This is a genomic window from Sphingobium sp. MP9-4 (assembly GCF_005281675.1).
GTDB lineage: Bacteria > Pseudomonadota > Alphaproteobacteria > Sphingomonadales > Sphingomonadaceae > Sphingobium > Sphingobium yanoikuyae.
In genome coordinates, this window is record NZ_LUFI01000043.1 from 1 (window position 1) to 22,139 (window position 22,139).

Sequence of the window (22,139 nt, forward strand, 5' to 3'; positions counted from 1 at the left end):
CAACATGCCCTAAGGCCTGTGGGGATTCATCGAGAGTTGATGACGGCTGCGGCGAGGTAGATGATGGCCTCGAAGCTGCTGTCGGTTTTGCAGGCGCGCATGGCGATGCGTTTGAACTCTTTGAGTTTGCAGAAGAAGTTCTCGATCAGGTGCCGCCATTTGTACATTTCGGCGTCAAGCGGGATGGGTATGGCACGGCGCGGATGCTGAGAGATAACGATCCCGGCCCCGCGTTCGTTGAGATCGGTGATGATGTCGTTGTTGTCGAAAGCCTTGTCGGCAAGCAATGCGCCAAACTCCACGCCTTCGATCAACGGCGCAACACCGACGCTATCGAAGCGATTGCCTGGCATCAGACGGAAGTGCACCAGGTTGCCCAAGGCATCAGTGAGCGCCAGTATCTTGGTCGTCATGCCGCCTTTAGAGCGGCCAATGGCCTGGCCCGAAGTCCCCCTTTTGCGCCTTGCCCATGACGATGAACCTTGACGATGGTGGCATCGATCATGGCGTATTCCATGTCAGGCTCATGCGTCAAAGCATCGAAAATCCGCTTGAAAACGTCCGCTTCGCGCCAGTCACGGAAACGCCGGAACACCGTATTCCAGTTTCCGAACTGGGAAGGCAGGTCGCGCCACGGACTGCCCGTTCGGACAATCCACAGCACCGCCTCCATAAATAGCCGATTGTTCCTACCGCTGCGTCCGGGATCGCTGATCTTCCCCAAACAGTGCGGCTCAATCTTCGCCCATTGGGCGTCGGTCAGTACAAAGCGATCCATCCGCAGTGTGAATCACATCTGCTGGTAAATGGGAATCCTAAATCCCCACAGGCCTTAGAGCATCCGCACCATCGAGACGCTGTCCGCGCCATAACTGTCGGCGGCAACCGGCGCGTCGACGAAACCCTGTCGGCGCCAGAAGGCATCCGCGCCGTTGACGGCGGTCAGGGTGATGCGATCGAAGCCAGCGGCGCGCGCCTGCGCGATGGTGAGGTCCACGGCCGCAGCAGCAGCGCCGGTGCCGCGCGCTTCGGGCAGCAGCGCCAGATCATGAAGATAATAGCGGTCGGCCGCGTCCGGCAGCCTGCCCATCAACTGGTCGAGCGCCGGCGGTCGGTCGCCGGCCCAGGGATGGGTGACGAGGTAGCCCAGCACCTCCCCGTCCCGCTCCAGCAGGAAGCAACCCGCCGGATAGAGGCGCAGCCGTTCGGCATAGATGGCAGGCTCCTCCGTATAGGCGCCATGAACCCGGTCGGAAATGGCCGCCGCCGCGTCCACATCCTCCTGCCCCATCGGTCGCCACTGGGCGCTGCCGCTCATGCCTCGACACCCAGGGCACGGCGATTGGCCGCCAGCAATTCCTCCGACAGCGCAGGATCGTCGACCGCGCGCGCCAGCACCATCGTGCCGACCAGTTGCGCCATGCGGGCGAGCGCCGCGTCGCGATCGGCGATACCGGCATTTTGCAACGCGGCGGTCAGATCCTCGAAGCCTTCGCGAAAGGCGGCGGCGAGCGGTCCGCCCTTGCGCGCAGCGTCCGGGCCGAGCGCGATCAGCGCGCAGCCGGTTTCGGGCGCGTCGCGGTTACGGGCGCTCAGATAATCGGCAGTGATCGCATCCGGCCCGTCCTCGGCCGACAGCCGACGCCACTTGGCCGCGCCGCGCGCGAGCGACGTGGCGCAGGCTTCTGCCGCCAACGCCTCCTTCGATTCGAACTGATTGTAGAATCCGCCGTGGGTAAGGCCGCATTCGCGCATCACCTCACCAATGCCGACGCCCTCCACACCACGGGCACGAAACAGGCGCGACGCCGCATCCACCACCTTCTCGCGATTGCGCTCGGCCTGTTCACGGCTGACTTTCATGATCCTGCATCTCCAATTGGCCTCTTGATCTTATATATGATACCTATCATTTAACGCCAGTCCGTTTTCCGGCTCGAGTATCAGTTCTGGGGCCAGTCCAAGGGGAAGTCGATGCTGTCCACCATGTTCGCCCGCCGCTTGGCCGCGCGCAATGTCCATTATGGCTGGGCGGTCGCGGGCACGACCTTCCTCACCATGCTGGTGGTCGCCGGCGCGGTCGGCGCGCCGGGCGTGTTCATCGTGCCGCTGCAGAAGGAGTTTGGCTGGAGCGCGGCGGATATTTCCGGCGCGCTGGCTATCCGTTTCCTGCTGTTCGGCGGTATGGGGCCTTTTGCCGCCGCCTTCATGAACCGCTTCGGCGTGCGGCGGATGATGCTGATTTCGCTGTCTATCGTCATTGGCGGCCTGCTGCTGTCGCTTGGCATGACGCAATTGTGGCAGCTCGTCCTTCTCTGGGGCGTGGTGATCGGCGTCGGCACGGGTCTCACCGCCATGGTGCTGGGCGCGACGGTCGCCACCCGCTGGTTCAGCGAGCGGCGCGGACTGGTGATGGGGCTGCTGTCGGCCAGCACCGCGACCGGCCAGCTCGCCTTCCTGCCGCTGCTCGCGAGCATGACCGGCAGCTATGGCTGGCGCGTGGCGATGCTGCTGGTGTGTGGCGCGATCCTGGTCGCGGCCGTCGCGGTCATGCTGTTGATGCGCGATCGGCCGTCGGACCTGAACCTTGCCCCCTATGGCGAACAGGCGATCCAGCCCGTCCCCGCCCAGCCGGCCAGCCTGGGCGCGCTGCTGGCAACGCCGCTTATCGTGCTGCGCGACGTGGCGAAGGTGCCGACCTTCTGGATCCTCTTCTTCTCCTTCTATATCTGCGGCGCCAGCACCAACGGGCTGGTCCAGACCCATTTCATCTCGCTGTGCGGCGATTATGGGCTGGCGGCTGTCGGCGCGGCGTCGATGCTGGCGATGATGGGGCTGTTCGATTTTGCCGGCACTTTGGCATCGGGCTGGCTCAGCGATCGTTATGACAATCGCTGGCTGCTCTTCTTCTATTATGGGCTGCGCGGCCTGTCGCTGCTCTATCTGCCGTTCAGCGATTTCTCGATCTACAGCCTGTCGCTGTTCGCCATCTTCTATGGCCTCGACTGGGTGGCGACGGTGCCGCCGACGGTGAAGCTGACCGCGCAGCGCTTCGGTCCGGAAAAGGCCAATATCGTGTTCGGCTGGATCTTTGCCGGGCATCAGCTGGGCGCGGCGAGCGCGGCGCTGGCCGGCGGCCTGTCTCGCACCGCCTGGCAAAGCTATATGCCCGCCTTCATCGCGGCAGGCATATTGTGCCTGATCGGCGCGGCGCTGGTGCTGCTCATCAACCGGGGCCGGACGCAGACGCTGGCCACGGCCTGAAGGAATCGATGACGGCGGCGCGCAGGGGCGCTAGTTTGCGGCCCATGAAAAAAGCCAAAGCCGCGCCTAAGCCTGCCTCCGCCCAGAAACGTCGCTCCCGCTGGATCAGCATCCCCCTCAAGGTCGCCATCGGCTTTGTCGGCCTGTCGGTGGGCACCGTGGTCATCTATCGCTTCGTGCCGCCGCCGGTGACGATCACTATGCTGCTCGACCCCAATGGCATCACCAAGGAATGGAAGCGCCTGGACGCGATCGATCCGGACATGCCGCGCGCGGCGATCGCGGCGGAGGATAGCCGCTTCTGCAGCCATCATGGCTTCGACGCGGTCGCGATTGCCCAGGCGATGCGCCACAATGCCAGCGGCGGGCGCATTCGCGGCGGCTCCACGATCAGCCAGCAGACAGCGAAGAATGTCTTCCTGTGGCAGGGTGGCGGTTTCGTCCGCAAGGGCTTCGAGGCCTGGTTCACCGTGCTGATCGAGGCGATCTGGGGCAAGCGACGGATCATGGAAGTCTATCTGAACGTCGCGGAGACCGGCATCGGCACCTATGGCGTGCAGGCCGGGTCAATCCGCTATTTCGGCCATGGCGCGGGCAAGCTGAGCCGGGCGGAGGCGGCGCGGCTGGCGGCGGTATTGCCGCTGCCCAAGAAGCGCGAGGCGATCGACCCGCATGGCTTCACCCGCCGCTATGGCAACAGCATCTCCGCCCGCATCCCGGTGGTGCAGCGCGACGGGCTGGACGACTGCCTGAACTGAGGCAGCGGCCGGGCGCCCGAAAATAGGAAATCGGGCACCTAACTTCCCATATTTCCCGCACATTTCGACATTTTATTGCGCGGTCCTGATCCTATCGGAAAGCGCGCACTAACCTATCCCCGATCATAATCGAGCGGCGGCGAATAGGACATGAAAAAGGGAGGCGCGGATCGCTCCGCACCTCCCTTTTTGCCTGTCGGCGTCTGGCTTAGAAGCCGATGATCAGCGAAGCGCTGATCGCGCGCGGCGAACCGAAGTTCACGAAGGCCGAGGACGAGCTGGCGAGCGTATCCAGACCGCCGCTGAACGAGCCGACATAATATTTGTCGAACAGGTTGCTGACGTTCAGCTGGATCGCGCCCTTCTCCATGCCGACGCTGGCCAGCGAGTAGCGCAGGTCGAGGTCGACGACGGTGTAGGCACCGAACTTCGCACCGGGGAAGATCATCTTGCTGGTGCCATCGGTGAGCGTCACGCTCTGAATTTCACCGTTGATGTCGTTCAGATAGCGCGAGCTGGTCTTCTTCGCCTGGACGCCCAGGGTGAAGTCGCCCAGATTGCCCTGCAGACGGCCACCGAACAGATATTTCGGCGCGCTGCGTTCACGCTTGCCCGAGGTGCGGAGATAGGCAACGCCATCCTGCACATAGCACAGGCCGGCCAGAGCGATGTCGCTGGTCGCGGCGCAGCTGCCGGTCACGGCGTCGTTCTGGATTTCCGACTTGATGTAGGAACCGAACAGATAGGCGGTGATTTCCTTGATCGGGCTGTAGGAAATATTGGCGTCGACGCCATATTTCTTCACCGGACCCAGGTTGGTGTCGGTGCCGTTACCGTCGATGTCATAGGCAGTGACCAGACGGTTCTTGTACTTCGAGTACCAGCCGGTGACAGCAGCCTGCACCTTCGACGAGGTGTAGCGGAGGCTGGCGTCGAAGCTGTCCGAGGTTTCCGGCGCACGATAAGCGGAGTCGCTATCAACCGGGAAGATGAACGCGTTGTAAAGCGCATCGGTGCTGGGCACCGACAGGTTCTTGGCATAGCTGCCCGCGATGCTGATTTCCGGCGTGATCTTGAAGGTCGCGCCGACGTTCGGCAGGAACTTGTCATACTTCAGCTTGCGCGCCTGCGGCAGAGCCGAACCGGTCGCACGGCCGGTCGTCTCGTTGAAGCTGTAAGGATGGGTCGCGATATAGTCGGCCTGCTGGTCTTCCGGCACGCAGTTCACGAAACCACCCGAGCTGGTGGTGAAGCAATACTGGTTCAGTTCGCGCTTGAAGAAGGGCAGACGGCCACCGATCAGCACCGACAGCTTGTCCTCGAAGAACTGGCCGCGATATTCACCGGCGATCTGGTTCAGTTCGGCGATCGACTTGCGGTCACGCTTCTGCAGCGCGTTGCCGGCGGCATCCAGGACCGGATCGTTGATCGGGAACACGTCGAACGGCGTGCCACCATTGTCAAGGAAGCCAGCATAGCCGGTCTGGCGGTGACGGGCGCGATCATAGCTGTACGACAGACGGACGCGCTGGCCATCGCTGATCTCGTAAGCCAGGTTGGCGATGCCGACCCAGCGACGGGTGTTGGTCTGGCTCGGCTGGAGCAGGGTCACGCGACCCAGCACACCGTCACCGTTCAGGTCACGACCGAAATAGAAGCTGCCGCCATAGTTGCCGGTGCCGGTGAAGCCGGTCGAATCCGTGAAGAAGGTTTCGTTGGCGCTGGTGGTGCCGCCGCCATTGGCCTTCACCCACTGATAGGCGCCGTCGACCGACAGGGTCAAACGTTCAGCCAGGGTGAACTTCGAATTCGCGCGGACATTGCCGGTGTTCGAAGGGTTGAAACGACGCTCGAAATCGGTGCCGCAAGCGTTGGGGGTGCTGGTCTGGCTGACCTGGCAGGGATAGCCGCCGGCGATGTCGTAGAAACGATCGCTCTTGTCGCCGGTGAAGGCGCTGGCGCGGAAGGGCGAACCACCGAAGTTGTTGCGGTTCTGGTTATAATGGGCAGCGACCGAGATGAAGTCGCCGTTGCTGCCGATATCCTGCCAGATCTTGGCGTTATACTGCTGCTTCGACACCTTGCCATAATTGGCGAAGGCAGCATCGTTGCGAATGCGCGAAGCCGAGATCCAGGCCTTGGTGCCATGGCCGGTGAGGTCACCGGTGTTCACCACGCCGAACATGCGGAAATAGGGACGATCGCCGGCACCGTCGGCGACGATGTTGCCGTAGCTGACGCTGGCCAGAACGCCATAATCATCGCTCGGCTCAAGGGTCTTGATGTTGACGGTGCCGCCAACCGCAGCGGCGGTCGGGCTGTCGACGTCGGTCGAACCGAGGTTCACATTGACGTTCTCGATCAGTTCGGCGTCAACCTGCTGGTTGGTGTAGATCGCATAGTTGCCCGAGTCATTGAGCGGGATACCGTCAAAGGTCTGCGAGATACGGTCCGAGCTGAAGCCGCGGATGGTGAAGCTGCCGCCCGACGAACCCCAGGGATCGTTGTTGGTGAAGCTGACGCCCGGCACCAGGTTGATGATTTCGTTGACCGACTGACCCGGACGCTGCGCCTGGATGATTTCCTGGCCCAGAACGACCTTCGCCTTGGGCGAGTCAGGGATCTTCACGCCGCCAACGCCCTGGTTGACGACGGCGCCCGTCACGATGATCGAATCGAAATCGTCCGAACCGGTCGACTGCGCGAAAGCGACAGCCGGGGCAGCGACGGCGAGAATCGCGGCGCTGCACTTGAGAAACTGCTTCATTGACCCTTGTCCCTTTTTCAAGAGTGCGCCCCACGGCGCCATAACCATTTTGCTCTTCGAGCCGGCGCCGCATCTGGCGGCCACTGGCGACGCCCCTGTGATGCTATGATTGCAATTATGTTACAATGCAGGTGCGGGACTGTCACAATTGGAAGGACATCTGGGCAAGGCACTGAAAAACAGGCCGAAACATCAAACTATCATATTGATTTTATTGCATAATATGTCGAAATTTTACACCACGCCAACAGTGGTGCAATTATGCAACGGCGCAGGAAATTTTGTGCAGTGCGAAAGACTTGCACGAAAAAGGGGCCGGTGGATGGTCCACCGGCCCCTTTTGTTCCAGCCTGAACGGCGAATGAACTAGGCAGCGTCTTCCGCGCGCTTGTCCTTCTCGCTGAACACGCGAATCGGCTCCTTGGTCCCGGCGACGACATCCTTGTCGACCACCACTTCGCCAACGCCCTCCATCGAGGGCAGGTCGAACATGGTATCGAGCAGGATCGCTTCCAGGATCGAACGCAGGCCACGAGCGCCGGTCTTGCGCTCGATCGCCTTCTTCGCGATCGCGGTCAGAGCATCGTCGGTGAAGCTCAGTTCGACATTCTCCATGTCGAACAGCTTGCCATATTGCTTGACCAGCGCGTTCTTGGGCTCGACCAGGATCTTGACCAGTGCGGTCACGTCCAGATCCTCCAGCGTCGCGATCACCGGCAGACGGCCGACAAATTCGGGGATCAGGCCGAACTTCAGCAGATCTTCGGGTTCGCTCTGACGCAGCAGTTCGCCGGTCTTGCGCTCTTCGGGGGCCGCAACATGGGCGCCGAAGCCGATCGACTTGGCTTCCAGACGGTCACCGATGATCTTTTCCAGACCCGCGAACGCGCCGCCGCAGATGAACAGGATGTTGGTCGTGTCGACCTGCAGGAACTCTTGCTGCGGATGCTTGCGACCACCCTGCGGCGGAACCGAGGCGGTCGTGCCTTCCATCAGCTTGAGCAGCGCCTGCTGCACGCCCTCCCCCGACACGTCGCGCGTGATCGACGGGTTTTCGGCCTTGCGGCTGATCTTGTCGATCTCGTCGATATAGACGATGCCGCGCTGCGCCTTCTCGACATTATAGTCGGAGGCCTGGAGCAGCTTGAGGATGATGTTCTCCACGTCCTCGCCGACATAGCCGGCTTCGGTCAGCGTGGTGGCATCCGCCATGGTGAAGGGCACGTCGAAGGTCTTGGCCAGCGTCTGCGCCAGCAGCGTCTTGCCACAGCCGGTCGGGCCGACGAGCAGGATGTTCGACTTGGCCAGTTCCACCTCGCCCGGCTTGGAGCCGTGATTGAGGCGCTTGTAATGATTGTGGACCGCGACCGACAGGACGCGCTTGGCGCGCTTCTGGCCGATCACATAATCGTCAAGCACATCGCAGATTTCCTGCGGGGTCGGCACGCCGCCATCCTTCTTGCCGACGAGACCGCCCTTGGTCTCCTCGCGGATGATGTCATTGCACAGTTCCACGCATTCATCGCAGATGAAGACGGTCGGCCCCGCGATCAGCTTGCGCACCTCATGCTGCGACTTGCCGCAGAAGGAGCAGTAAAGCGTGCTTTTTGAATCGGAGCCCGTAAGCTTAGTCATTCGCCAATCTTTCCTCCCCGCCGTCGGCACCATGCCGGATCTGGCCGGGGATATTCTGGTCCAAAGGCCATCCTAGACCGGGGCACGGCGGTTTCACAAGGGGTGATATACCGCGCCCCGGTAAAGATCGCCTTTAGGCTTCCGCGGATTCCGCAGCGGCCGGGCGGCGATCGAACACTTCGTCGACCAGACCGAACGCCTTGGCTTCGTCAGCCTCCAGGAAGGTGTCGCGGTCCATCGCCCGCTCCACCGCTTCCAGCGACTGGCCGGTATATTTCACGTAGAGATCGTTGAGGCGGCGGCGAATCCGAAGGATTTCCTTGGCCTGGATCTCGATATCCGACGCCATGCCCTGAGCGCCGCCCGACGGCTGATGGACCATGATGCGGGCGTTGCTGAGCGCGATGCGCTTGCCCGGTTCGCCGGCGGCCAGCAGGAAGCTGCCCATCGAGGCGGCCTGGCCGATGCAGACGGTGCCGACCTGGGGGCGGATATATTTCATCGTGTCGTGGATCGCCATGCCCGCCGTGACGACGCCGCCCGGCGAGTTGATGTACATCCAGATGTCCTTCTTCGGATTTTCCGATTCGAGGAACAGAAGCTGGGCGACGATCAGCGAGGCCATATGGTCCTCGACCTGGCCGGTCACGAAGATGATCCGCTCGCGCAGAAGACGCGAGTAAATATCGAAGCTGCGCTCGCCACGGTTCGATTGCTCGATGACGATGGGAACCAGCGCGGCCATGGGATCATGCATGATGTTGGTCATTGTGCTCTTTCAGTCAGGTGCTTTTGCCCGACCCCCTACATCGGCACAAAACCCGACTGGTTCAAGGGGGAACCATGTGTCACCCCTACCGTTCCACAATCGTTTCAAATCGCGACAGGGGGAACAAGCCGATGGTTTCCGACGTGCATTCCGATATTCCGCCCCATGACGGCCGGGCCGGACCGGGCCTGATCGCCGCCTTCTCCTTCGGTTGGAAGGCGCTGGCGCTGCGTGGCGTGGTCTCGATCATCCTGGGCATCATCGCCCTGGCCTACCCGTTCAGCGCGCTGTTCGCGCTGACGCTGATCTTCGCGGTCTATGCGCTGGTCGACGGCATATTCTCGGCGATCAGCGCCTTTCGCCGGATGGGCCATGGCCGCCACTGGGGCGCGATGCTGCTGCGCGGGCTGCTGGGCATTGCCGTCGGCATCATCTTCATCGTCACTCCGATCGCGATGACGATCACCTATGCGCTGCTGACCGTGTTCCTGATCGCGGGCTGGGCGATCATCGCCGGCGGGCTGGAAATCATCGCCGCGATCCGGCTGCGCAAGGAGATAGAGGGCGAATGGCTGCTGGCGCTGAGCGGGCTACTCTCGCTGCTGCTAGGCCTGTTCGTCCTCTATCTGGCCCTTGCCAACCCGCATGTGTCGGTGGCCATGCTGGGCTGGGGCATCGGCTTCTATGCGCTGGTGACGGGCGTCACCCTGCTGATCCTGGCGATGCGACTGCGCCGCCGGGTTCAATCCTTCAAGGCGTAGTCGCTGGGCGCGCGGAAGGCGAGATAGGCGAGCCGCCGCACTTCGCGGCGGCCGCGCACCACCGTGTCGAGGATGAGGCCACACATGCCGCTCAGGGTCGCCAGGATCATGAGGCCGGTGACCAGGATTGCGGTCGGGAAGCGGGGCACCAGTCCGGTCTGCGCATAGGTGACGATCAGCGGCACGGCCAGGCCGAGCGCGAGCGCCGCGAGGAAAGCGGCGATGATACCGAAGAACAGGATCGGCCGCTCGATGCGATAGAGGGTGATGATCGTGCGCAGGATTCGCCAGCCGTCGCGATAGGTGGACAGTTTGCTCACCGACCCTTCGGGCCGCGCGCCATAGGCGGTCATCACTTCGGACACCGGCATCGCCAGTTCGAGGGCATGGACGCTGATCTCGGTCTCGATCTCGAAGCCGGCGGACAACACCGGGAAGCTCTTGACGAAACGGCGCGAGAAGACGCGATAGCCCGACAGGATATCGGTGAAGCTGCGGCCGAAAAGCTGCTTCAACAGGCTGGTGAGCGCCCAGTTGCCGAAGCGATGGCCACGCCGATAGGCTGCCTCGACCTGGTCGCGGCGGCAGCCCACCACCATGTCGAGATTATCCTGCAGCATGGCGGCGATCATCTGCGGCGCGGCAGCGGCCTCATAGGTCGCGTCGCCATCGGCCATGATGTAGATGTCGGCATCGACATCGGCGAACATGCGGCGCACGACATGGCCCTTGCCCTGCTGGGCCACGCGGCGAACGATCGCGCCCGCGCCGGCCGCCAGTTCGCGGCTGCCGTCGCTGCTGTTATTGTCGAAGACATAGATTTCGGCATGGGGCAGCGCGCGGCGGAAATCCTCCACCGTCTGCACGATCGCCCCGGCCTCATTATAGCAGGGCAGGATAACGGCGACGCGCGGATGACCGACGCCAATGTTCGAAAGATTGTCCATATCCATAAATTGCCCCAACCTATGCTGACCAAATATGGCCGTCGCCCGTCAGACCGGCGGCGGCAACATGTATCGCGCAACGACGGTCAGCGCCAATATGGCTGACGGCACACCCACCGTTGCCACCGCCAATGCCGAATGTCGCCGCATCATGGCCCTTATCGTCGCATCGGACAATGCGAGCGGCAGGGCCAGACAAACCGCCAATGTCGTAAAGAAGAAATAGCGCTGATCGGTCGCCACCCCGACAAGCAGGAAGGTGCCTGTATATATCAAGGCAAGCCATATCAATATCGCGCAGACACGCAGCAGCGCATCGCGCGAGACGCGCAGCGCGGCAATGATCCAAGGCAGCAGCGCCAGCGCGATGGCGACCATCATCACGGGCGAGGTCAGCGGCGAATAGCGGACCTGGTCCAGCAACCGGTTCTTGAACGATCCGCCCCGGTTGCCGGCGGTGTTCAACTTGCGCACGGCTTCGGTATGATGGACCGGCACCCAGAAATAGAGGGTCGAATTATAATGGGTCAGGCGATGGCGCAGATAGGCCAGCGGATGATGCCGGATCGCTCCAGTCCAGCGTGACGACAGCGATGCGCCCCCGCCATCCCGGATAGCCTGCTCGACATTCTTGAGCACATGGCAATTCCAGTGGGCATAGGCCAGCGTATCCCACATGATCGGGCTGTAGCAGCGATGGACATCCTGCGTCAGCGCCTGCGCGCCCGGCAGATCGGCCAGGATATCATCCCCGCCCCGCACCATGATGCCGGCGATGTCGAATATCTGCAGCGACCGGATCGCCCCGGCATCCGATGCGCCAAGGATGCGATGATTGACGATGTTGCTGGCCGGGACCAGCAGCACTCCGCCGACCGCGGACAGCGCCAGCATCAGCACAGGCCGTGCCATCAGCGCCGGCCGGCCGGCAAAGACCAGCATCGGCGCAACCAGGAACACGGCATTGTTGCGGACCAGCGCCGCCATGACGACGATCAGCAGCGCCAGCACCCAGCACAGCGTCCGGGCCGGCCGCGCGGCGACGAGCCCTTCCTGCACCGCCCCGATGATCGCCACGGCCAGCAGCAGCATCACCGCCATCATGATGTCCTTGGCGATGTTGACGCTCATCATCAGCAGCATCGGCTGGGCCGCGAGGAAGATCATGCAATAGGCGCAGAGCCACCGGCCGCGTCGCGCCGGCAGGCTGGCCAGAAGCGCAACGCCGCAGCCGTAGAAGATCGTGTCGAAGGCAAAGATCGGCCCGGTGCCCGCGCCGAACAGGGTCAGCGCTTCCCAGATCCGCGCCATCAGCGGCGGATGCCAGTCGTTGAACCGGCCGGTGACGATCTGATGATATTGGCTGTTGCTGTCGCTGTTCGGCTCACCGGGAAAGCGCAGGAGGAAGAAGGCGAGAAACAGGAACAGGCAGACGCCCACCAGGAGCCACCTGTTCATCAGCAATTGCCCAAGACCCCGACCAGAACCGCCCTTGACGACTTGCATAAGCCCTCCGCGATCAGTTCATCGCCTGATCCCTAGTTTCGGGCCTTCATCAGAATATATTGCAGCGCAAAAATAAAGATCAGGAAAAGCGCGTATGATCCCGGCGTTCGCGCCGAGGGCTGATCGCCACCCGAGACACCATGCAAAACGCCCGCCCTTCCCTGTCGGGAAGAACGGGCGTTCCGATTTGCTGGCTGGAAAGGCTTATTCAGCCTTGGCAGCGGCCTTCTTGGCCGGAGCCTTCTTCGCCTTGGGCTTTTCCTCGGCGACAGCTTCCTCAGCCGGGGCTTCGTCCTTCTTGGCGGCAGCCTTCTTGGCCGGAGCCTTCTTGGCGGGCGCTTCCTCGGCTACGGCTTCGGCCTCGGCGGGCTCGGCCTTCTTCTTGGCAGCAGCCTTCTTCGCCTTGGGCTTTTCGTCATGGTCATGGCCGCAGCCCGGACCGTGGACGTGGGGCTTCAGATCGCCATCTTCGGCTTCGATCGCGGCTTCCAGTTCCTCACGGCTGACAGCACGGTCGCTGACTTCCGCCTTTTCGAACAGGAAGTCGACGACCTTGTCCTCATAGAGGGGCGCGCGCAGCTGGGCGGCGGCCATCGGATCCTGGCGGACATACTGCACGAAACGCTCACGATCCTGCGGGCTGTACTGCTGGGCAGCCTGCATGATGAGACGGTTCATTTCATTGTCCGAAACGACGACATTGTTGGCCTGGCCGATTTCCGACAGCAGCAGGCCCAGGCGCACGCGGCGCACGGCGATGCCGCGATAATCTTCCTTCTCGGCTTCCATTTCGGCCAGAGCGGCTTCCGGATCGGCTTCGTGGCTGGCTTCATGCTGAAGCTGCTGCCAGATCTGGTTGAACTCGGCTTCCACCATGCTCGGCGGAACGTCGAAGTCGTGCGAAGCGGCCAGCTGGTCGAGCAGCTTGCGCTTCATATAGGTGCGGGTCAGGCCATTATGCTCCTGCTCGATCTGGCCCTTGAGCAGATCCTTGAGCTGGTCGAGACCTTCCAGACCCAGCGACTTGGCGAAGTCGTTGTCGAGCTTGGGCTTGTCGGCGTTCAGCACCGACTGCACGGTCACGTCGAAGGTCGCGGCCTTGCCGGCGAGGTGCGCGGCGCCATAATCTTCGGGGAAGGTGACTTCGATGGTCTTTTCTTCGCCCTTCTTCACGCCGCCGAGCTGCTCTTCGAAGCCGGGGATGAACTGGCCCGAGCCGATCTTCAGCTTCACGCCTTCGGCCGAACCGCCTTCAAACGCTTCACCGTCGACCTTGCCGACGAAGTCGATGACCAGCGTGTCGCCGTCCTTCGCCTTGTGGCTGGCGGCATATTCTTCCAGAGCCCCCTGCTGGGTGGCGATGCGGCCGGCCTGTTCCTCGACCTGCGCGTCGCTGACTTCGGCAGTCAGGCGCTCCAGCTTCAGACCGTCGATGCTCGGCGCTTCGATCACGGGCAGAACTTCCAGTTCCACCTTGACCTGCGCGTCCTTGCCAAACTCGAAGCTTTCGTCCAGCTCGACCGAAGGCTGCATCGCGGGACGCAGCTTCTGATCGGCGATCAGCTTCTGAACGCTTTCCTGGATGGAATTGTTGAGCGCGTCACGCTGCAGGCTTTCACCATGCATCTTCTTGACGAGGTTCGCCGGCACCTTGCCGGGGCGGAAGCCGGGCATCCGCACCTGCGGCGCAATCGCCAGCACTTCCTTCTCAACGCGGGCGTCGATATCCTTCGACGTGATGGTCACGGTGTAGGCGCGCTTCAGGCCCTCGTTCAACGTCTCGACAGTCTGCATCTCTTCTCTCAAACGCTTTCTTAGCTGAATCTCGTTGGCGCCGGATCAAGCCAAGCCTGACACTGGTGCGGGCGAAGGGACTCGAACCCCCACATCTTGCGATACCAGAACCTAAATCTGGCGCGTCTACCAGTTTCGCCACGCCCGCATCGGTCGCCGGTCGGCGCGGCATAGAGAAAAGCATTGGCGAGAGCAAGGGATATGGATGCATTGATGGAACCGGCATCCTTGCCCGCGCGTAGCTTCTTCTTTGCAGGAGAGCATAGCATGGCCACCCAGCCCGATCCAGCGCCCGACCCCCTGCCCCCGCCCGACCGGATCGAACCCCAGTCGCCGCCCGAAACGCCGCCGCCCGCGACTCCGGACGAGACTCCGATCAACGAGCCGCCCGAAATCATCCCTGGAGAACCCGACTATGACCAGCCCGACAGCGCGCCGGACGAGGTTCCGCCTGACATAATTTCGTAACCACGCAACAAAAGAAGGCGCCCGAAAACTTTTTTGCAACAGGGTGGAACTTTTTATGGCGGATTACGGAATATGCGTAATCACGTGCTGGACACCCCCCGGAATCCATGATTGAAATGTGACAACAAAAAGAAATTCAGGAGAGGCGCGCTGACATAAAAGGGGGTCGACGTGCATAGGGTTCGCGCCAAGCTAGAGTGGTTCAAGACCGTGATTTTGCCGCAGGAAGCTGCCTTGAGGGGCCGCCTGCGTCGCATTTTGCCCTCCACCCACGAGCTGGAGGATATGGTCGCCGAAGTTCTTGCCCGTGCCTATGCCACGGAGAACTGGGAAAATGTCACCACCGGGCGCGCCTATCTCTTCACCATCGCCCGCAACCTCGTCATCGACACCGCCCGCCGCAACAAGGTGGTGAGCTTCGAGACGATAGCCGATCTGGAATTGCTGGGCGGCGAAAACACCATCGAGGCACAGCTCCACGCCCGCGAGGCGCTCCGCCAGGTCGAAGCGATTGTCGATTCGCTGCCCACCCAGTGCCGCCGCGTCTTCATTCTTCGTCGTATCCACGAAAAATCGATGCTGGAAATAGCGGAGGAAATGTCTCTGTCCGTTTCTACTGTTGAAAAACATCTGGCCAAAGCGATCGGCATAGTTATGCGGGCCTGGGCAGAACGTGAGGAAACGGATTTCGAACGTGCAGGCGTCGGGACCAGGTTCAAACAGCGGGGACAGGGACGCGATCGCGTTGGAAGCCGCGCGCCTGCTGGCCAGGCTTAACAGCGACCCTACCCCCCAGGACGAAGACGAGATATGTGCGTGGATCGAGGCCGATCCGCGCCATGGCGTGGCCTTTGCCCGCGCCGAAGCCGCCTGGGAGGCGGCCGAGCGGCTGAAGAGCGCCGCCGCCGAAGTCAACCTGCCCCCGCTCGAAGCGATCGTCAGCGAGGAACAGCAGCGCCGCCTGTCGCGCAACATCATGATTGCCGCCGGCATCGCCATCGCCTTCTTCATCGTCGCCGCGATCGTCACCATCCGCACTTTCAGCGGCGTGGATCGCTATGAGACGGCGGTCGGCCAGATCCGCGACGTCGCGCTGGCCGATGGCTCCATCCTGCACCTCAACAGCAACAGCGAAGCAGAAGTCCGCTTCACCGACATCGGCCGCAAGGTGCGCGTGCTTAAGGGCGAAGCCTCCTTCGACGTGGCCCATGACAAGGGCCGCCCCTTCGACGTGGAGGTGCGATCGGCCCAGATCCGCGCCGTCGGCACCGCCTTCAACGTGCGCATGCGCCCGTCGGTGGTGGAACTGACCGTCACGCAAGGCACGGTCACGGTCCATTCGGGCAATAGCGGGCTGGAAAAGGTCAGCGCCGGCAGCGGTGCCGTGATCCAGTCGCGCAGCATCGACCTCACCCATCTCAGCCCCAAGCTGATCGACCAGCGCACCGCCTGGCGCGACCAGATGGTCGAGCTGGACGGGGAAACGATCGAGCAGGCGGCGAGCGAGTTCAACCGCTATCGCCGCGCGCCGATCCTGATTGGCGACGCCCGCGTCTCCTCGCTGCGGGTCGGCGGGCGCTTCCGCGTCAGCGACAGCAAGGAATTCCTCTCCGCCCTGCAACTGAGCCTGCCGATCCGCGCGGTGAATGGCGAGGATGGATCGGTGATGCTGCTTTATCGCGATGAACCCGATGGCGCCGACATCATGGCAGCACCCAGCGAATAAGGCCGGTCAGCCGAGCAGGTCGCTTACCAGTTCGGGCACAAGTTCGCTTGCCGGGCCAAGCCGGCTTTCCTCGAAATAGCTGCTGCCCGCCGACGGATCGAGATTGAGCTCCAGCGTTCGAGCGCCATAATGACGCGCCATCTGGACGAAACCGGCGGCCGGATAAACCGCGCCCGACGTGCCGATCGACACGAACAGGTCGGCCTGCGCCAGCGCTTCCTCGATCCGCTCCATATCATAGGGCATTTCGCCGAAGAAGACGATGTCAGGCCGCAGGCTGGGCGCGCCGCAACCGGCGCAGGCGCTGCCGGGCGGCAGCGGATCGGCCCAGGCCACCGCCTTGCCACAGGCGGCACAGAGGGCGGACTTCAATTCCCCATGCATGTGGAGCAGCCGGGTCGCCCCTGCCCGCTCATGCAGGTCATCGACATTCTGGGTGACGATCAGCAGGTCGCCGGGCCAGGCGCGGTCGAGCGCAGCCAAGGCTTCATGCGCCGGATTGGGTGCCACCTCCGCCAGCTTCGCCCGCCGCTCGTCATAGAAACGATGCACCAAGGCCGGATTGCGCGCCAGCGCCTGCGGCGTGCAGACATCCTCCACCCGGTGCAAAATTGGAACTCCGTTTTCGTCAGCGGTTTCCCAGTAGCTGACGGCTCCCTTGGTTCTGAACGTCGCGATGCCGGATTCGGCCGATATGCCCGCGCCGGTGAGGATGACGATGTTCTGGATATCCTGCCTCACCATTCGCGCCATTCGTCTATTTCGTCCACAAGCGCCTTCTGCCGTGCGCAATGCGCCATCTCCTCCAGCACCGCACAGATGTCTTCACGCTCCTCGGTTTCGATCACGCCACCAGCTTTTTCGTCAGCGTCATTGAACCAGATGACGGTTTTCTTGAGGATCGCCCGAACATCTGCCCTTTTCGGTTTTGGACCTAGTTCCTTGAGGGCAGCACAAGCATCGTGGATCGTTGCGCGTGCGGCTGTTGTGAACTCTTCCGGTGGGAATGGCGGTGATGGCGACCAGCGCTCGAAGGGCGTTTCGGATTGAAGCTGGTCCCATGTGAGTTTGCTCAATCGTGTGCGATATCGCTCTTCCTTTGCCGCTCGGTCAGCAGCGTCCTTGGCATTCTTCTTCTCATTTTCGATGACGAAGGCTTCACGATCGTTGGCCCAGCGCCATTCTCCCTCTGCTGCATGATTGGCAGCACGTAATGTAGAGAAGCGTGATCCCGCAGCATAAGTCGCAATCTCATGGGCGAACTGCTGCTCCCTACGGAATACGGCTTGCATACCTACGAAGCTGAATTCGTCCAGATCGCCTTCCCGCCGCCACCAATCATGGAGGACGCCGAATACAGCAGCCCTCCCGGTATGGGCAAAGCGATGCTCATTGATAATGGACGAACTTCCAACCTCAGCGATGCTCGGAGGCGTAGCCCAGATGCCGTCCAGCACAGCGACCGCGACGTGCTTATCATCAACGCCTACCACTTTAATAGCGGCATAGCGATCAGTCGCCGGTGGGGAAAATTCCGAATCTGGCCGGGTGCGGAAGGAATATATTTGCCCGCTTACCGGCTCATTCGGGAAAGGAGCAAATCCAGTGGCGTTCACAGGCACGGTTAACTTCTCCGTCCTGCCGTCTGAGACACCTCCGAAAAGCCGCGTCAGAAAATCCTTCATGCTACCTCGCAAAAACGGAGAAGACGGGCAGAGCATTCCTCCTCCACCCGATGCCCCTCCCACAAGCCATCCGGCTCGCGAAAGGTGGCAAGCCCCCTCTCGGCCGAAATGCCCGCGCCGGTGAGGATGACGATGTTGCGGATGTCGGTCGGCATGGCGGGCACCTCGGCAGCAGGCTTACGCTTTGGTCAGCATCTTCTGGGCGCTGGTCTTGATGAAGTCGGAGATCGGCCCGGACATCATCTTGAGGAACATCGGGATCGACACGGTGCCGCGCACCTTGTCCTCCTCGATCAGCAGCTTGACCGGGATGGTCTGGGCCATGGCCGAGATTTCCATGTCCAGCGCATAGTCGGACGGCCAGGTCGCGGTCATGGTGCCGCCACCGGGGATATGCTGTTCCAGCTTGGGCAGGCCCTGTTCGACCCGGCGCTTCGCCTCGTCACGGCCGAGGTCGTGGGGAATGTCGATATCCATCCTGTTTGTCCTTGTTCTGATGGTCAGTTCTGAAAGGCGATGTCGAGCGGCGGCAGGCCCGCGATGGTCGCCTGCACCGCCTGGCCGGGCGCGATCGGGCCGACGCCGGCAGGCGTGCCGGTGAAGATCAGGTCGCCGGGCGCCAGTTCCACATAGGTGGAGAGAGTGGCGATGATTTCGGGCACCGACCAGATCATGTCGGACAGGTCGCCCGACTGGCGCGGGTCGCCATCGATGCTGAGCGCAATGGCGCCGCTGGCCGGCGGCGTGCCGGGATGGATCGGGCCGATCGGCGCGGAGCGATCAAAGCCCTTGGCCATGTCCCAGGGACGCCCCGCCTTCTTGGCAACCGCCTGCATGTCGCGGCGGGTGAGGTCGATGCCGACCGCCCAGCCATAGATCAGCGCCAGCGCATCCTCGACCGCGACATCCGTGCCGCCCGCGCCGAGCGCGACCACCAGTTCGACCTCATGATGCAGATCCTGCGTGCGCGTGGGGAAAGGCAGCAATGCGCCATTCTCGACCACGGCATCGGCCGGCTTGGTGAAGAAGAAGGGCGGCGCGCGATCGGGATCGCCGCCCATTTCGCGCGCATGTTCGGCATAATTCTGCCCGACGCAGAAGATGCGGCGGACGGGGAGGCGATCGGCGCTGCCGTCGATCGGCAGGGTCGGAACGGAGAGTCGGGGAAGATCGAGCATGGCCATCTCTTAGCCATGGTCGGTCGCCTTTCCCAAGAAATTCATGGTGCCGGATGACAAAGGGCCGCCGCTCTGGCATCGCGCGCTCACTTATCTTCAAGGAACGGATCAGGGCATGACCAGCATCGGGATTTTCGGCGCCGCCGGGCGCATGGGCCGCGCCATCGCGCAGGCCGCGGCGGAAGCCGGGCTGACCGTGGCGGGCGGCACCGATCGCGACGGCAGCGGCGAGTTGGCGCCGGGCGTCGCGATCACCAGCGATCCGCTGGCGCTGGCACAGACAGCCGACGTGCTGATCGACTTTTCCGTGCCAGCCGCGCTTTCCGCCAATCTCGACGCCTGCATCGCCGCGAACAAGCCGATCCTGATCGGCACGACGGGGCTGGAAGCTGAGCATCATGCGCTGATCGACCAGGCGGCAGCCCGCATCCCGGTGCTGCAGACCGGCAATACGTCGCTGGGCGTCAACCTGCTCGCCGCGCTGGTGGAAAAGGCCGCCGCCAGCCTGGGCGACGATTGGGACATCGAGATCGTCGAGATGCATCACCGCCACAAGGTGGACGCGCCGTCGGGCACCGCGCTGCTGCTGGGCGAAGCAGCGGCGAAGGGGCGCGGCATCGCGCTGGCCGACCATAGCGAGCGCGGCCGCGACGGCATCACCGGCGCACGGGCGAAGGGCGCGATCGGCTTTGCCGCGCTGCGCGGCGGATCGGTCGCGGGCGACCATCAGGTCATCCTGGCGACCGAGGGCGAGCGGATCGAGCTTGGCCATCGCGCCGAAAACCGCAGCATCTTCGCGCGCGGCGCGATCAAGGGCGCAAGCTGGCTCGCCGGCCAGCCGGTCGGCCGCTATGACATGAAGGGCGTATTGGGGCTCTGATGCCATGAACAAGGCGCAGATCTTCGACTTTTTCAGCCGCCTGGCAGAGGCCAATCCGGCGCCGGTGACGGAGCTGGAATATGGCAATGCCTATCAGCTGCTGGTCGCTGTCACCCTGTCGGCGCAGGCGACCGATGTCGGCGTCAACAAGGCGACCCGCGCCCTGTTCCGCGAAGTCGAAACGCCCCAGCAGATGGTCGATCTGGGCGAGGATGCGCTGAAGCAGCACATCAAGACGATCGGACTGTTCAACACCAAGGCGAAGAATGTCATCGCCCTGTCCGAGATATTGGTACGCGATTTCGGCGGTGAGGTGCCGCAGGATCGCGACGCGCTGACCACCCTGCCCGGCGTCGGCCGCAAGACCGCCAATGTCGTGCTCAACACCGCCTTCGGGCAGGAAACCTTCGCGGTCGACACCCATATCTTCCGCGTCGGCAACCGCACCGGCCTGGCGCCGGGCAAGACGGTGCTGGCTGTCGAGGACAAGCTGGAAAGGCGCGTGCCCCAGCCCTTCCGCCGCGACGCGCATCACTGGCTGATCCTGCATGGCCGCTATGTCTGCAAGGCGCGCAAGCCCGAATGCTGGCGCTGCATCGTGTCGGACCTGTGCCGCTTCAAGCCCAAGACGCCGGAACCCGGCAGCGTCGCGAAAGCCGCCTGATCGCGCCGGCCAGCGGTGCTAGGATCGGTACGGAAATCAGCTCCGCGAATCGTCTTTTCAGCGCGAAGGAGAGAGACAATGTCCATCCGCCCCATTCTCACCGCCGGCCTGCTGCTGGCCTGTGGCCTGACGCCTGCTTTCGCCAAGACCAAGGACAAACCGGATCCCTATGTGCCCAGCGGCGATCCGGTCGATTGCATCTCGATAAGCCAGATCCGATCGAGCAGCGTCCGCGACGATCGCACCATCGATTTCGAGGTGAGCGGCAAGAAAATCTACCGCAACAGCCTGCCCAACAGCTGCCCCAGCCTGGGCTTCGAGCGACGCTTTTCCTATCGCACCAGCATCTCGCAGCTCTGTTCGGTCGACATCATCACCGTGCTGTTCAACGCCGGGCCGGGCCTGCAACCGGGCGCCAGCTGTGGCCTGGGCAAATTCCAGCCGATGGTGAAGGCCCCGAAATAAGTTTCGGGAACAGGTGATTTTGTGGCTGGCGCGGTTCGAAGCCCTTTGCTAAGCGCCCCTTCTGACCAGCGTCATGCACCCATAGCTCAGCTGGATAGAGCGTTGCCCTCCGAAGGCAAAGGCCAGTGGTTCGAATCCACTTGGGTGCACCAAAATCTCGCATAGATCGGCTGGCTGACGCGCAGTTTCCTATTTTAGCGTTACGGAACGCTGGCGCCGATTGGTCGATTTCTGAGCCGTGATGCGATCAACGCATGATGACGAGGCGGCCTAAACCGATCTCGCTCCGGCATCGGCAAGCGGCATTGGCGCGAACGAAAAAAGATTGTCCCCGCCCTGCTCCAGGTCGAGCAGATATTTCTTGGTTTCCATCCCGCCGGCAAAGCCGGTGAGCGCGCCGTTGCTGCCGACCACCCGGTGACAGGGCGCGATGATCGAGATCGGGTTGCGGCCATTGGCGGCGCCGACGGCACGGGTCGCGGTCGGGCGGCCGATGGCGCGGGCGATGTCGGCATAGCTCCGCGTCTCGCCGAACGGTATGTCGAGCAGCGCGGCCCAGACCTGGCGCTGGAAATCCGTGCCCTGAAAATGCAGCGGGACGGAGAAATGCCGCCGCTGGCCGGCGAAATATTCCGATAGCTGGGAAGCCGCGTCGCGCAGGACCGGATGGTCGGTTGCTTCGGACCGGGCGCCCAGGCGGACGCGGGCGGGATCATCGTCGGGCCACAGGACCGCCATCAGTCCTTCGTCACTCGCGACCAGGGTCAGGTCGCCGACCGGCGAGGGCATCGTCATACAGGCCAGGGTCATCGTCATCCTCCATGCGTCATCGCTGGAGATAGGCGATGATCCCCGCCCCCGCTTCCTGCCGC

Annotated in this window: 23 protein-coding genes, 2 tRNA genes and 1 pseudogene; 10 read left to right on the forward strand and 16 right to left on the reverse strand. The window is 62.8% G+C overall.

Going from position 1 to position 22,139, the window contains the following annotated elements:
- Window positions 1-26 precede the first annotated feature (26 nt).
- The 3 genes from A0U87_RS14540 to A0U87_RS14550 form a co-directional block, all read right to left on the reverse strand.
- A protein-coding gene (locus A0U87_RS14540; RefSeq protein ID WP_107917673.1) for an IS5 family transposase occupies window positions 27-778 on the reverse strand; the annotation gives its coding sequence in 2 pieces (ribosomal slippage) (window positions 27-448 and window positions 448-778; 753 coding nt in all).
- A gap of 54 nt (window positions 779-832) precedes the next feature.
- Window positions 833-1,318, reverse strand: coding sequence for a GNAT family N-acetyltransferase (locus tag A0U87_RS14545; RefSeq protein WP_048938170.1), 486 nt, complete (start codon window positions 1,316-1,318; stop codon window positions 833-835).
- Complete coding sequence (locus A0U87_RS14550) at window positions 1,315-1,863, reverse strand: TetR/AcrR family transcriptional regulator (RefSeq protein WP_007704859.1); 549 nt, start codon at window positions 1,861-1,863, stop codon at window positions 1,315-1,317. Before A0U87_RS14550 ends, A0U87_RS14545 begins: the two co-directional genes overlap by 4 nt.
- Before the next feature lie 111 nt (window positions 1,864-1,974).
- Here A0U87_RS14550 and A0U87_RS14555 point away from each other — a divergent pair, with 111 nt between their 5' ends.
- Both A0U87_RS14555 and mtgA read left to right on the forward strand, forming a co-directional pair.
- Entirely contained in the window at window positions 1,975-3,264 is a 1,290-nt protein-coding gene (locus A0U87_RS14555) for an MFS transporter (protein ID WP_017500475.1), read from the forward strand.
- Between the two features lie 44 nt (window positions 3,265-3,308).
- Window positions 3,309-4,022 (forward strand): monofunctional biosynthetic peptidoglycan transglycosylase, encoded by a 714-nt coding sequence (mtgA, locus tag A0U87_RS14560; protein WP_037490228.1) that lies wholly within the window; start codon window positions 3,309-3,311, stop codon window positions 4,020-4,022.
- A gap of 208 nt (window positions 4,023-4,230) precedes the next feature.
- Here mtgA and A0U87_RS14565 read toward each other — a convergent pair whose 3' ends face one another.
- The 3 genes from A0U87_RS14565 to clpP form a co-directional block, all read right to left on the reverse strand.
- Window positions 4,231-6,789, reverse strand: coding sequence for a TonB-dependent receptor (locus tag A0U87_RS14565; RefSeq protein ID WP_048938171.1), 2,559 nt, complete (start codon window positions 6,787-6,789; stop codon window positions 4,231-4,233).
- Window positions 6,790-7,155: 366 nt separating this feature from the next.
- Complete coding sequence (clpX, locus tag A0U87_RS14570; protein WP_004207563.1) at window positions 7,156-8,424, reverse strand: ATP-dependent Clp protease ATP-binding subunit ClpX; 1,269 nt, start codon at window positions 8,422-8,424, stop codon at window positions 7,156-7,158.
- A gap of 133 nt (window positions 8,425-8,557) precedes the next feature.
- Window positions 8,558-9,193 carry an ATP-dependent Clp endopeptidase proteolytic subunit ClpP gene (clpP, locus tag A0U87_RS14575; RefSeq protein WP_004207564.1) on the reverse strand — a complete coding sequence of 212 codons (636 nt, stop codon included), beginning with the start codon at window positions 9,191-9,193 and terminating at the stop codon, window positions 8,558-8,560.
- Between the two features lie 131 nt (window positions 9,194-9,324).
- Between clpP and A0U87_RS14580 the strand changes: the two genes are divergently transcribed.
- On the forward strand, window positions 9,325-9,954 hold the full coding sequence (locus tag A0U87_RS14580) for a DUF308 domain-containing protein (RefSeq protein ID WP_010336052.1): 630 nt from the start codon (window positions 9,325-9,327) through the stop codon (window positions 9,952-9,954).
- On the opposite strand, the gene A0U87_RS14585 is transcribed toward A0U87_RS14580, so the two are convergent.
- The 4 genes from A0U87_RS14585 to A0U87_RS14600 form a co-directional block, all read right to left on the reverse strand.
- Window positions 9,936-10,907, reverse strand: coding sequence for a glycosyltransferase family 2 protein (locus A0U87_RS14585; protein ID WP_010336051.1), 972 nt, complete (start codon window positions 10,905-10,907; stop codon window positions 9,936-9,938). The genes A0U87_RS14580 and A0U87_RS14585 overlap by 19 nt on opposite strands.
- Before the next feature lie 42 nt (window positions 10,908-10,949).
- The gene (locus A0U87_RS14590) at window positions 10,950-12,359 is read right to left on the reverse strand and encodes a hypothetical protein (protein ID WP_048938172.1); all 1,410 of its coding nucleotides are present in this window, start codon (window positions 12,357-12,359) and stop codon (window positions 10,950-10,952) included.
- Window positions 12,360-12,611: 252 nt separating this feature from the next.
- Window positions 12,612-14,201, reverse strand: coding sequence for a trigger factor (tig, locus tag A0U87_RS14595; protein ID WP_137405657.1), 1,590 nt, complete (start codon window positions 14,199-14,201; stop codon window positions 12,612-12,614).
- A gap of 63 nt (window positions 14,202-14,264) precedes the next feature.
- A tRNA-Leu gene (locus A0U87_RS14600) sits at window positions 14,265-14,349 on the reverse strand.
- A 119-nt stretch (window positions 14,350-14,468) separates the two neighbouring features.
- Here A0U87_RS14600 and A0U87_RS14605 point away from each other — a divergent pair.
- From A0U87_RS14605 to A0U87_RS14615, 3 genes are all read left to right on the forward strand, one after another.
- Window positions 14,469-14,669, forward strand: a complete 201-nt coding sequence (locus A0U87_RS14605; RefSeq protein ID WP_122928138.1) for a hypothetical protein — start codon at window positions 14,469-14,471, stop codon at window positions 14,667-14,669.
- A gap of 171 nt (window positions 14,670-14,840) precedes the next feature.
- A complete protein-coding gene (locus A0U87_RS14610; RefSeq protein WP_004207570.1) occupies window positions 14,841-15,446 on the forward strand; it encodes a sigma-70 family RNA polymerase sigma factor in 606 nt (201 codons plus the stop codon).
- Complete coding sequence (locus tag A0U87_RS14615) at window positions 15,415-16,395, forward strand: FecR domain-containing protein (RefSeq protein WP_080993612.1); 981 nt, start codon at window positions 15,415-15,417, stop codon at window positions 16,393-16,395. Before A0U87_RS14610 ends, A0U87_RS14615 begins: the two co-directional genes overlap by 32 nt.
- A gap of 6 nt (window positions 16,396-16,401) precedes the next feature.
- Here A0U87_RS14615 and A0U87_RS14620 read toward each other — a convergent pair whose 3' ends face one another.
- The 5 genes and pseudogenes from A0U87_RS14620 to A0U87_RS14640 form a co-directional block, all read right to left on the reverse strand.
- Entirely contained in the window at window positions 16,402-17,139 is a 738-nt protein-coding gene (locus A0U87_RS14620; protein ID WP_122928139.1) for an NAD-dependent deacylase, read from the reverse strand.
- Window positions 17,133-18,080: a hypothetical protein gene (locus A0U87_RS14625; RefSeq protein ID WP_048938176.1), complete on the reverse strand. Its 948-nt coding sequence runs from the start codon at window positions 18,078-18,080 to the stop codon at window positions 17,133-17,135. Before A0U87_RS14625 ends, A0U87_RS14620 begins: the two co-directional genes overlap by 7 nt.
- Before the next feature lie 29 nt (window positions 18,081-18,109).
- Window positions 18,110-18,235: pseudogene (locus A0U87_RS14630) on the reverse strand (NAD-dependent protein deacylase); the annotation flags it as partial.
- Window positions 18,236-18,257: 22 nt separating this feature from the next.
- Entirely contained in the window at window positions 18,258-18,557 is a 300-nt protein-coding gene (locus A0U87_RS14635; RefSeq protein WP_004207574.1) for a polyhydroxyalkanoic acid system family protein, read from the reverse strand.
- Window positions 18,558-18,580: 23 nt separating this feature from the next.
- Window positions 18,581-19,264 carry a fumarylacetoacetate hydrolase family protein gene (locus tag A0U87_RS14640; protein ID WP_048938177.1) on the reverse strand — a complete coding sequence of 228 codons (684 nt, stop codon included), beginning with the start codon at window positions 19,262-19,264 and terminating at the stop codon, window positions 18,581-18,583.
- A gap of 109 nt (window positions 19,265-19,373) precedes the next feature.
- On the opposite strand from A0U87_RS14640, the gene dapB reads away from it, so the two are divergent.
- From dapB to A0U87_RS14660, 4 genes are all read left to right on the forward strand, one after another.
- Window positions 19,374-20,138 (forward strand): 4-hydroxy-tetrahydrodipicolinate reductase, encoded by a 765-nt coding sequence (gene dapB, locus A0U87_RS14645; protein WP_122928794.1) that lies wholly within the window; start codon window positions 19,374-19,376, stop codon window positions 20,136-20,138.
- Between the two features lie 4 nt (window positions 20,139-20,142).
- Window positions 20,143-20,802 (forward strand): endonuclease III, encoded by a 660-nt coding sequence (gene nth, locus A0U87_RS14650; RefSeq protein WP_048938178.1) that lies wholly within the window; start codon window positions 20,143-20,145, stop codon window positions 20,800-20,802.
- A gap of 78 nt (window positions 20,803-20,880) precedes the next feature.
- Window positions 20,881-21,267, forward strand: a complete 387-nt coding sequence (locus tag A0U87_RS14655; RefSeq protein ID WP_048938179.1) for a hypothetical protein — start codon at window positions 20,881-20,883, stop codon at window positions 21,265-21,267.
- 75 nt (window positions 21,268-21,342) lie between these two features.
- Window positions 21,343-21,419 (forward strand) — tRNA-Arg (locus A0U87_RS14660).
- A 118-nt stretch (window positions 21,420-21,537) separates the two neighbouring features.
- Here A0U87_RS14660 and A0U87_RS14665 read toward each other — a convergent pair.
- Window positions 21,538-22,077, reverse strand: coding sequence for a methylated-DNA--[protein]-cysteine S-methyltransferase (locus tag A0U87_RS14665; protein WP_122928797.1), 540 nt, complete (start codon window positions 22,075-22,077; stop codon window positions 21,538-21,540).
- Window positions 22,078-22,139: the final 62 nt, after the last annotated feature.

Excerpts from the sequence above, each read along its gene's own strand:
- A0U87_RS14585 (WP_010336051.1), bottom strand. The coding sequence starts at position 10,907 with ATGGATATGGACAATCTTTCGAACATTGGCGTCGGTCATCCGCGCGTC.
- A0U87_RS14635 (WP_004207574.1), bottom strand. The coding sequence starts at position 18,557 with ATGGATATCGACATTCCCCACGACCTCGGCCGTGACGAGGCGAAGCGC.
- A0U87_RS14655 (WP_048938179.1), top strand. The coding sequence starts at position 20,881 with ATGTCCATCCGCCCCATTCTCACCGCCGGCCTGCTGCTGGCCTGTGGC.
- A0U87_RS14545 (WP_048938170.1), bottom strand. The coding sequence starts at position 1,318 with ATGAGCGGCAGCGCCCAGTGGCGACCGATGGGGCAGGAGGATGTGGAC.
- A0U87_RS14620 (WP_122928139.1), bottom strand. The coding sequence starts at position 17,139 with ATGGTGAGGCAGGATATCCAGAACATCGTCATCCTCACCGGCGCGGGC.
- A0U87_RS14665 (WP_122928797.1), bottom strand. The coding sequence starts at position 22,077 with ATGACCCTGGCCTGTATGACGATGCCCTCGCCGGTCGGCGACCTGACC.
- A0U87_RS14555 (WP_017500475.1), top strand. The coding sequence starts at position 1,975 with ATGCTGTCCACCATGTTCGCCCGCCGCTTGGCCGCGCGCAATGTCCAT.
- A0U87_RS14625 (WP_048938176.1), bottom strand. The coding sequence starts at position 18,080 with ATGAAGGATTTTCTGACGCGGCTTTTCGGAGGTGTCTCAGACGGCAGG.
- A0U87_RS14565 (WP_048938171.1), bottom strand. The coding sequence starts at position 6,789 with ATGAAGCAGTTTCTCAAGTGCAGCGCCGCGATTCTCGCCGTCGCTGCC.
- A0U87_RS14550 (WP_007704859.1), bottom strand. The coding sequence starts at position 1,863 with ATGAAAGTCAGCCGTGAACAGGCCGAGCGCAATCGCGAGAAGGTGGTG.
- A0U87_RS14590 (WP_048938172.1), bottom strand. The coding sequence starts at position 12,359 with ATGAACAGGTGGCTCCTGGTGGGCGTCTGCCTGTTCCTGTTTCTCGCC.
- A0U87_RS14640 (WP_048938177.1), bottom strand. The coding sequence starts at position 19,264 with ATGGCCATGCTCGATCTTCCCCGACTCTCCGTTCCGACCCTGCCGATC.
- clpX (WP_004207563.1), bottom strand. The coding sequence starts at position 8,424 with ATGACTAAGCTTACGGGCTCCGATTCAAAAAGCACGCTTTACTGCTCC.
- tig (WP_137405657.1), bottom strand. The coding sequence starts at position 14,201 with ATGCAGACTGTCGAGACGTTGAACGAGGGCCTGAAGCGCGCCTACACC.
- dapB (WP_122928794.1), top strand. The coding sequence starts at position 19,374 with ATGACCAGCATCGGGATTTTCGGCGCCGCCGGGCGCATGGGCCGCGCC.
- mtgA (WP_037490228.1), top strand. The coding sequence starts at position 3,309 with ATGAAAAAAGCCAAAGCCGCGCCTAAGCCTGCCTCCGCCCAGAAACGT.
- A0U87_RS14605 (WP_122928138.1), top strand. The coding sequence starts at position 14,469 with ATGGCCACCCAGCCCGATCCAGCGCCCGACCCCCTGCCCCCGCCCGAC.
- A0U87_RS14580 (WP_010336052.1), top strand. The coding sequence starts at position 9,325 with ATGGTTTCCGACGTGCATTCCGATATTCCGCCCCATGACGGCCGGGCC.
- clpP (WP_004207564.1), bottom strand. The coding sequence starts at position 9,193 with ATGACCAACATCATGCATGATCCCATGGCCGCGCTGGTTCCCATCGTC.
- nth (WP_048938178.1), top strand. The coding sequence starts at position 20,143 with ATGAACAAGGCGCAGATCTTCGACTTTTTCAGCCGCCTGGCAGAGGCC.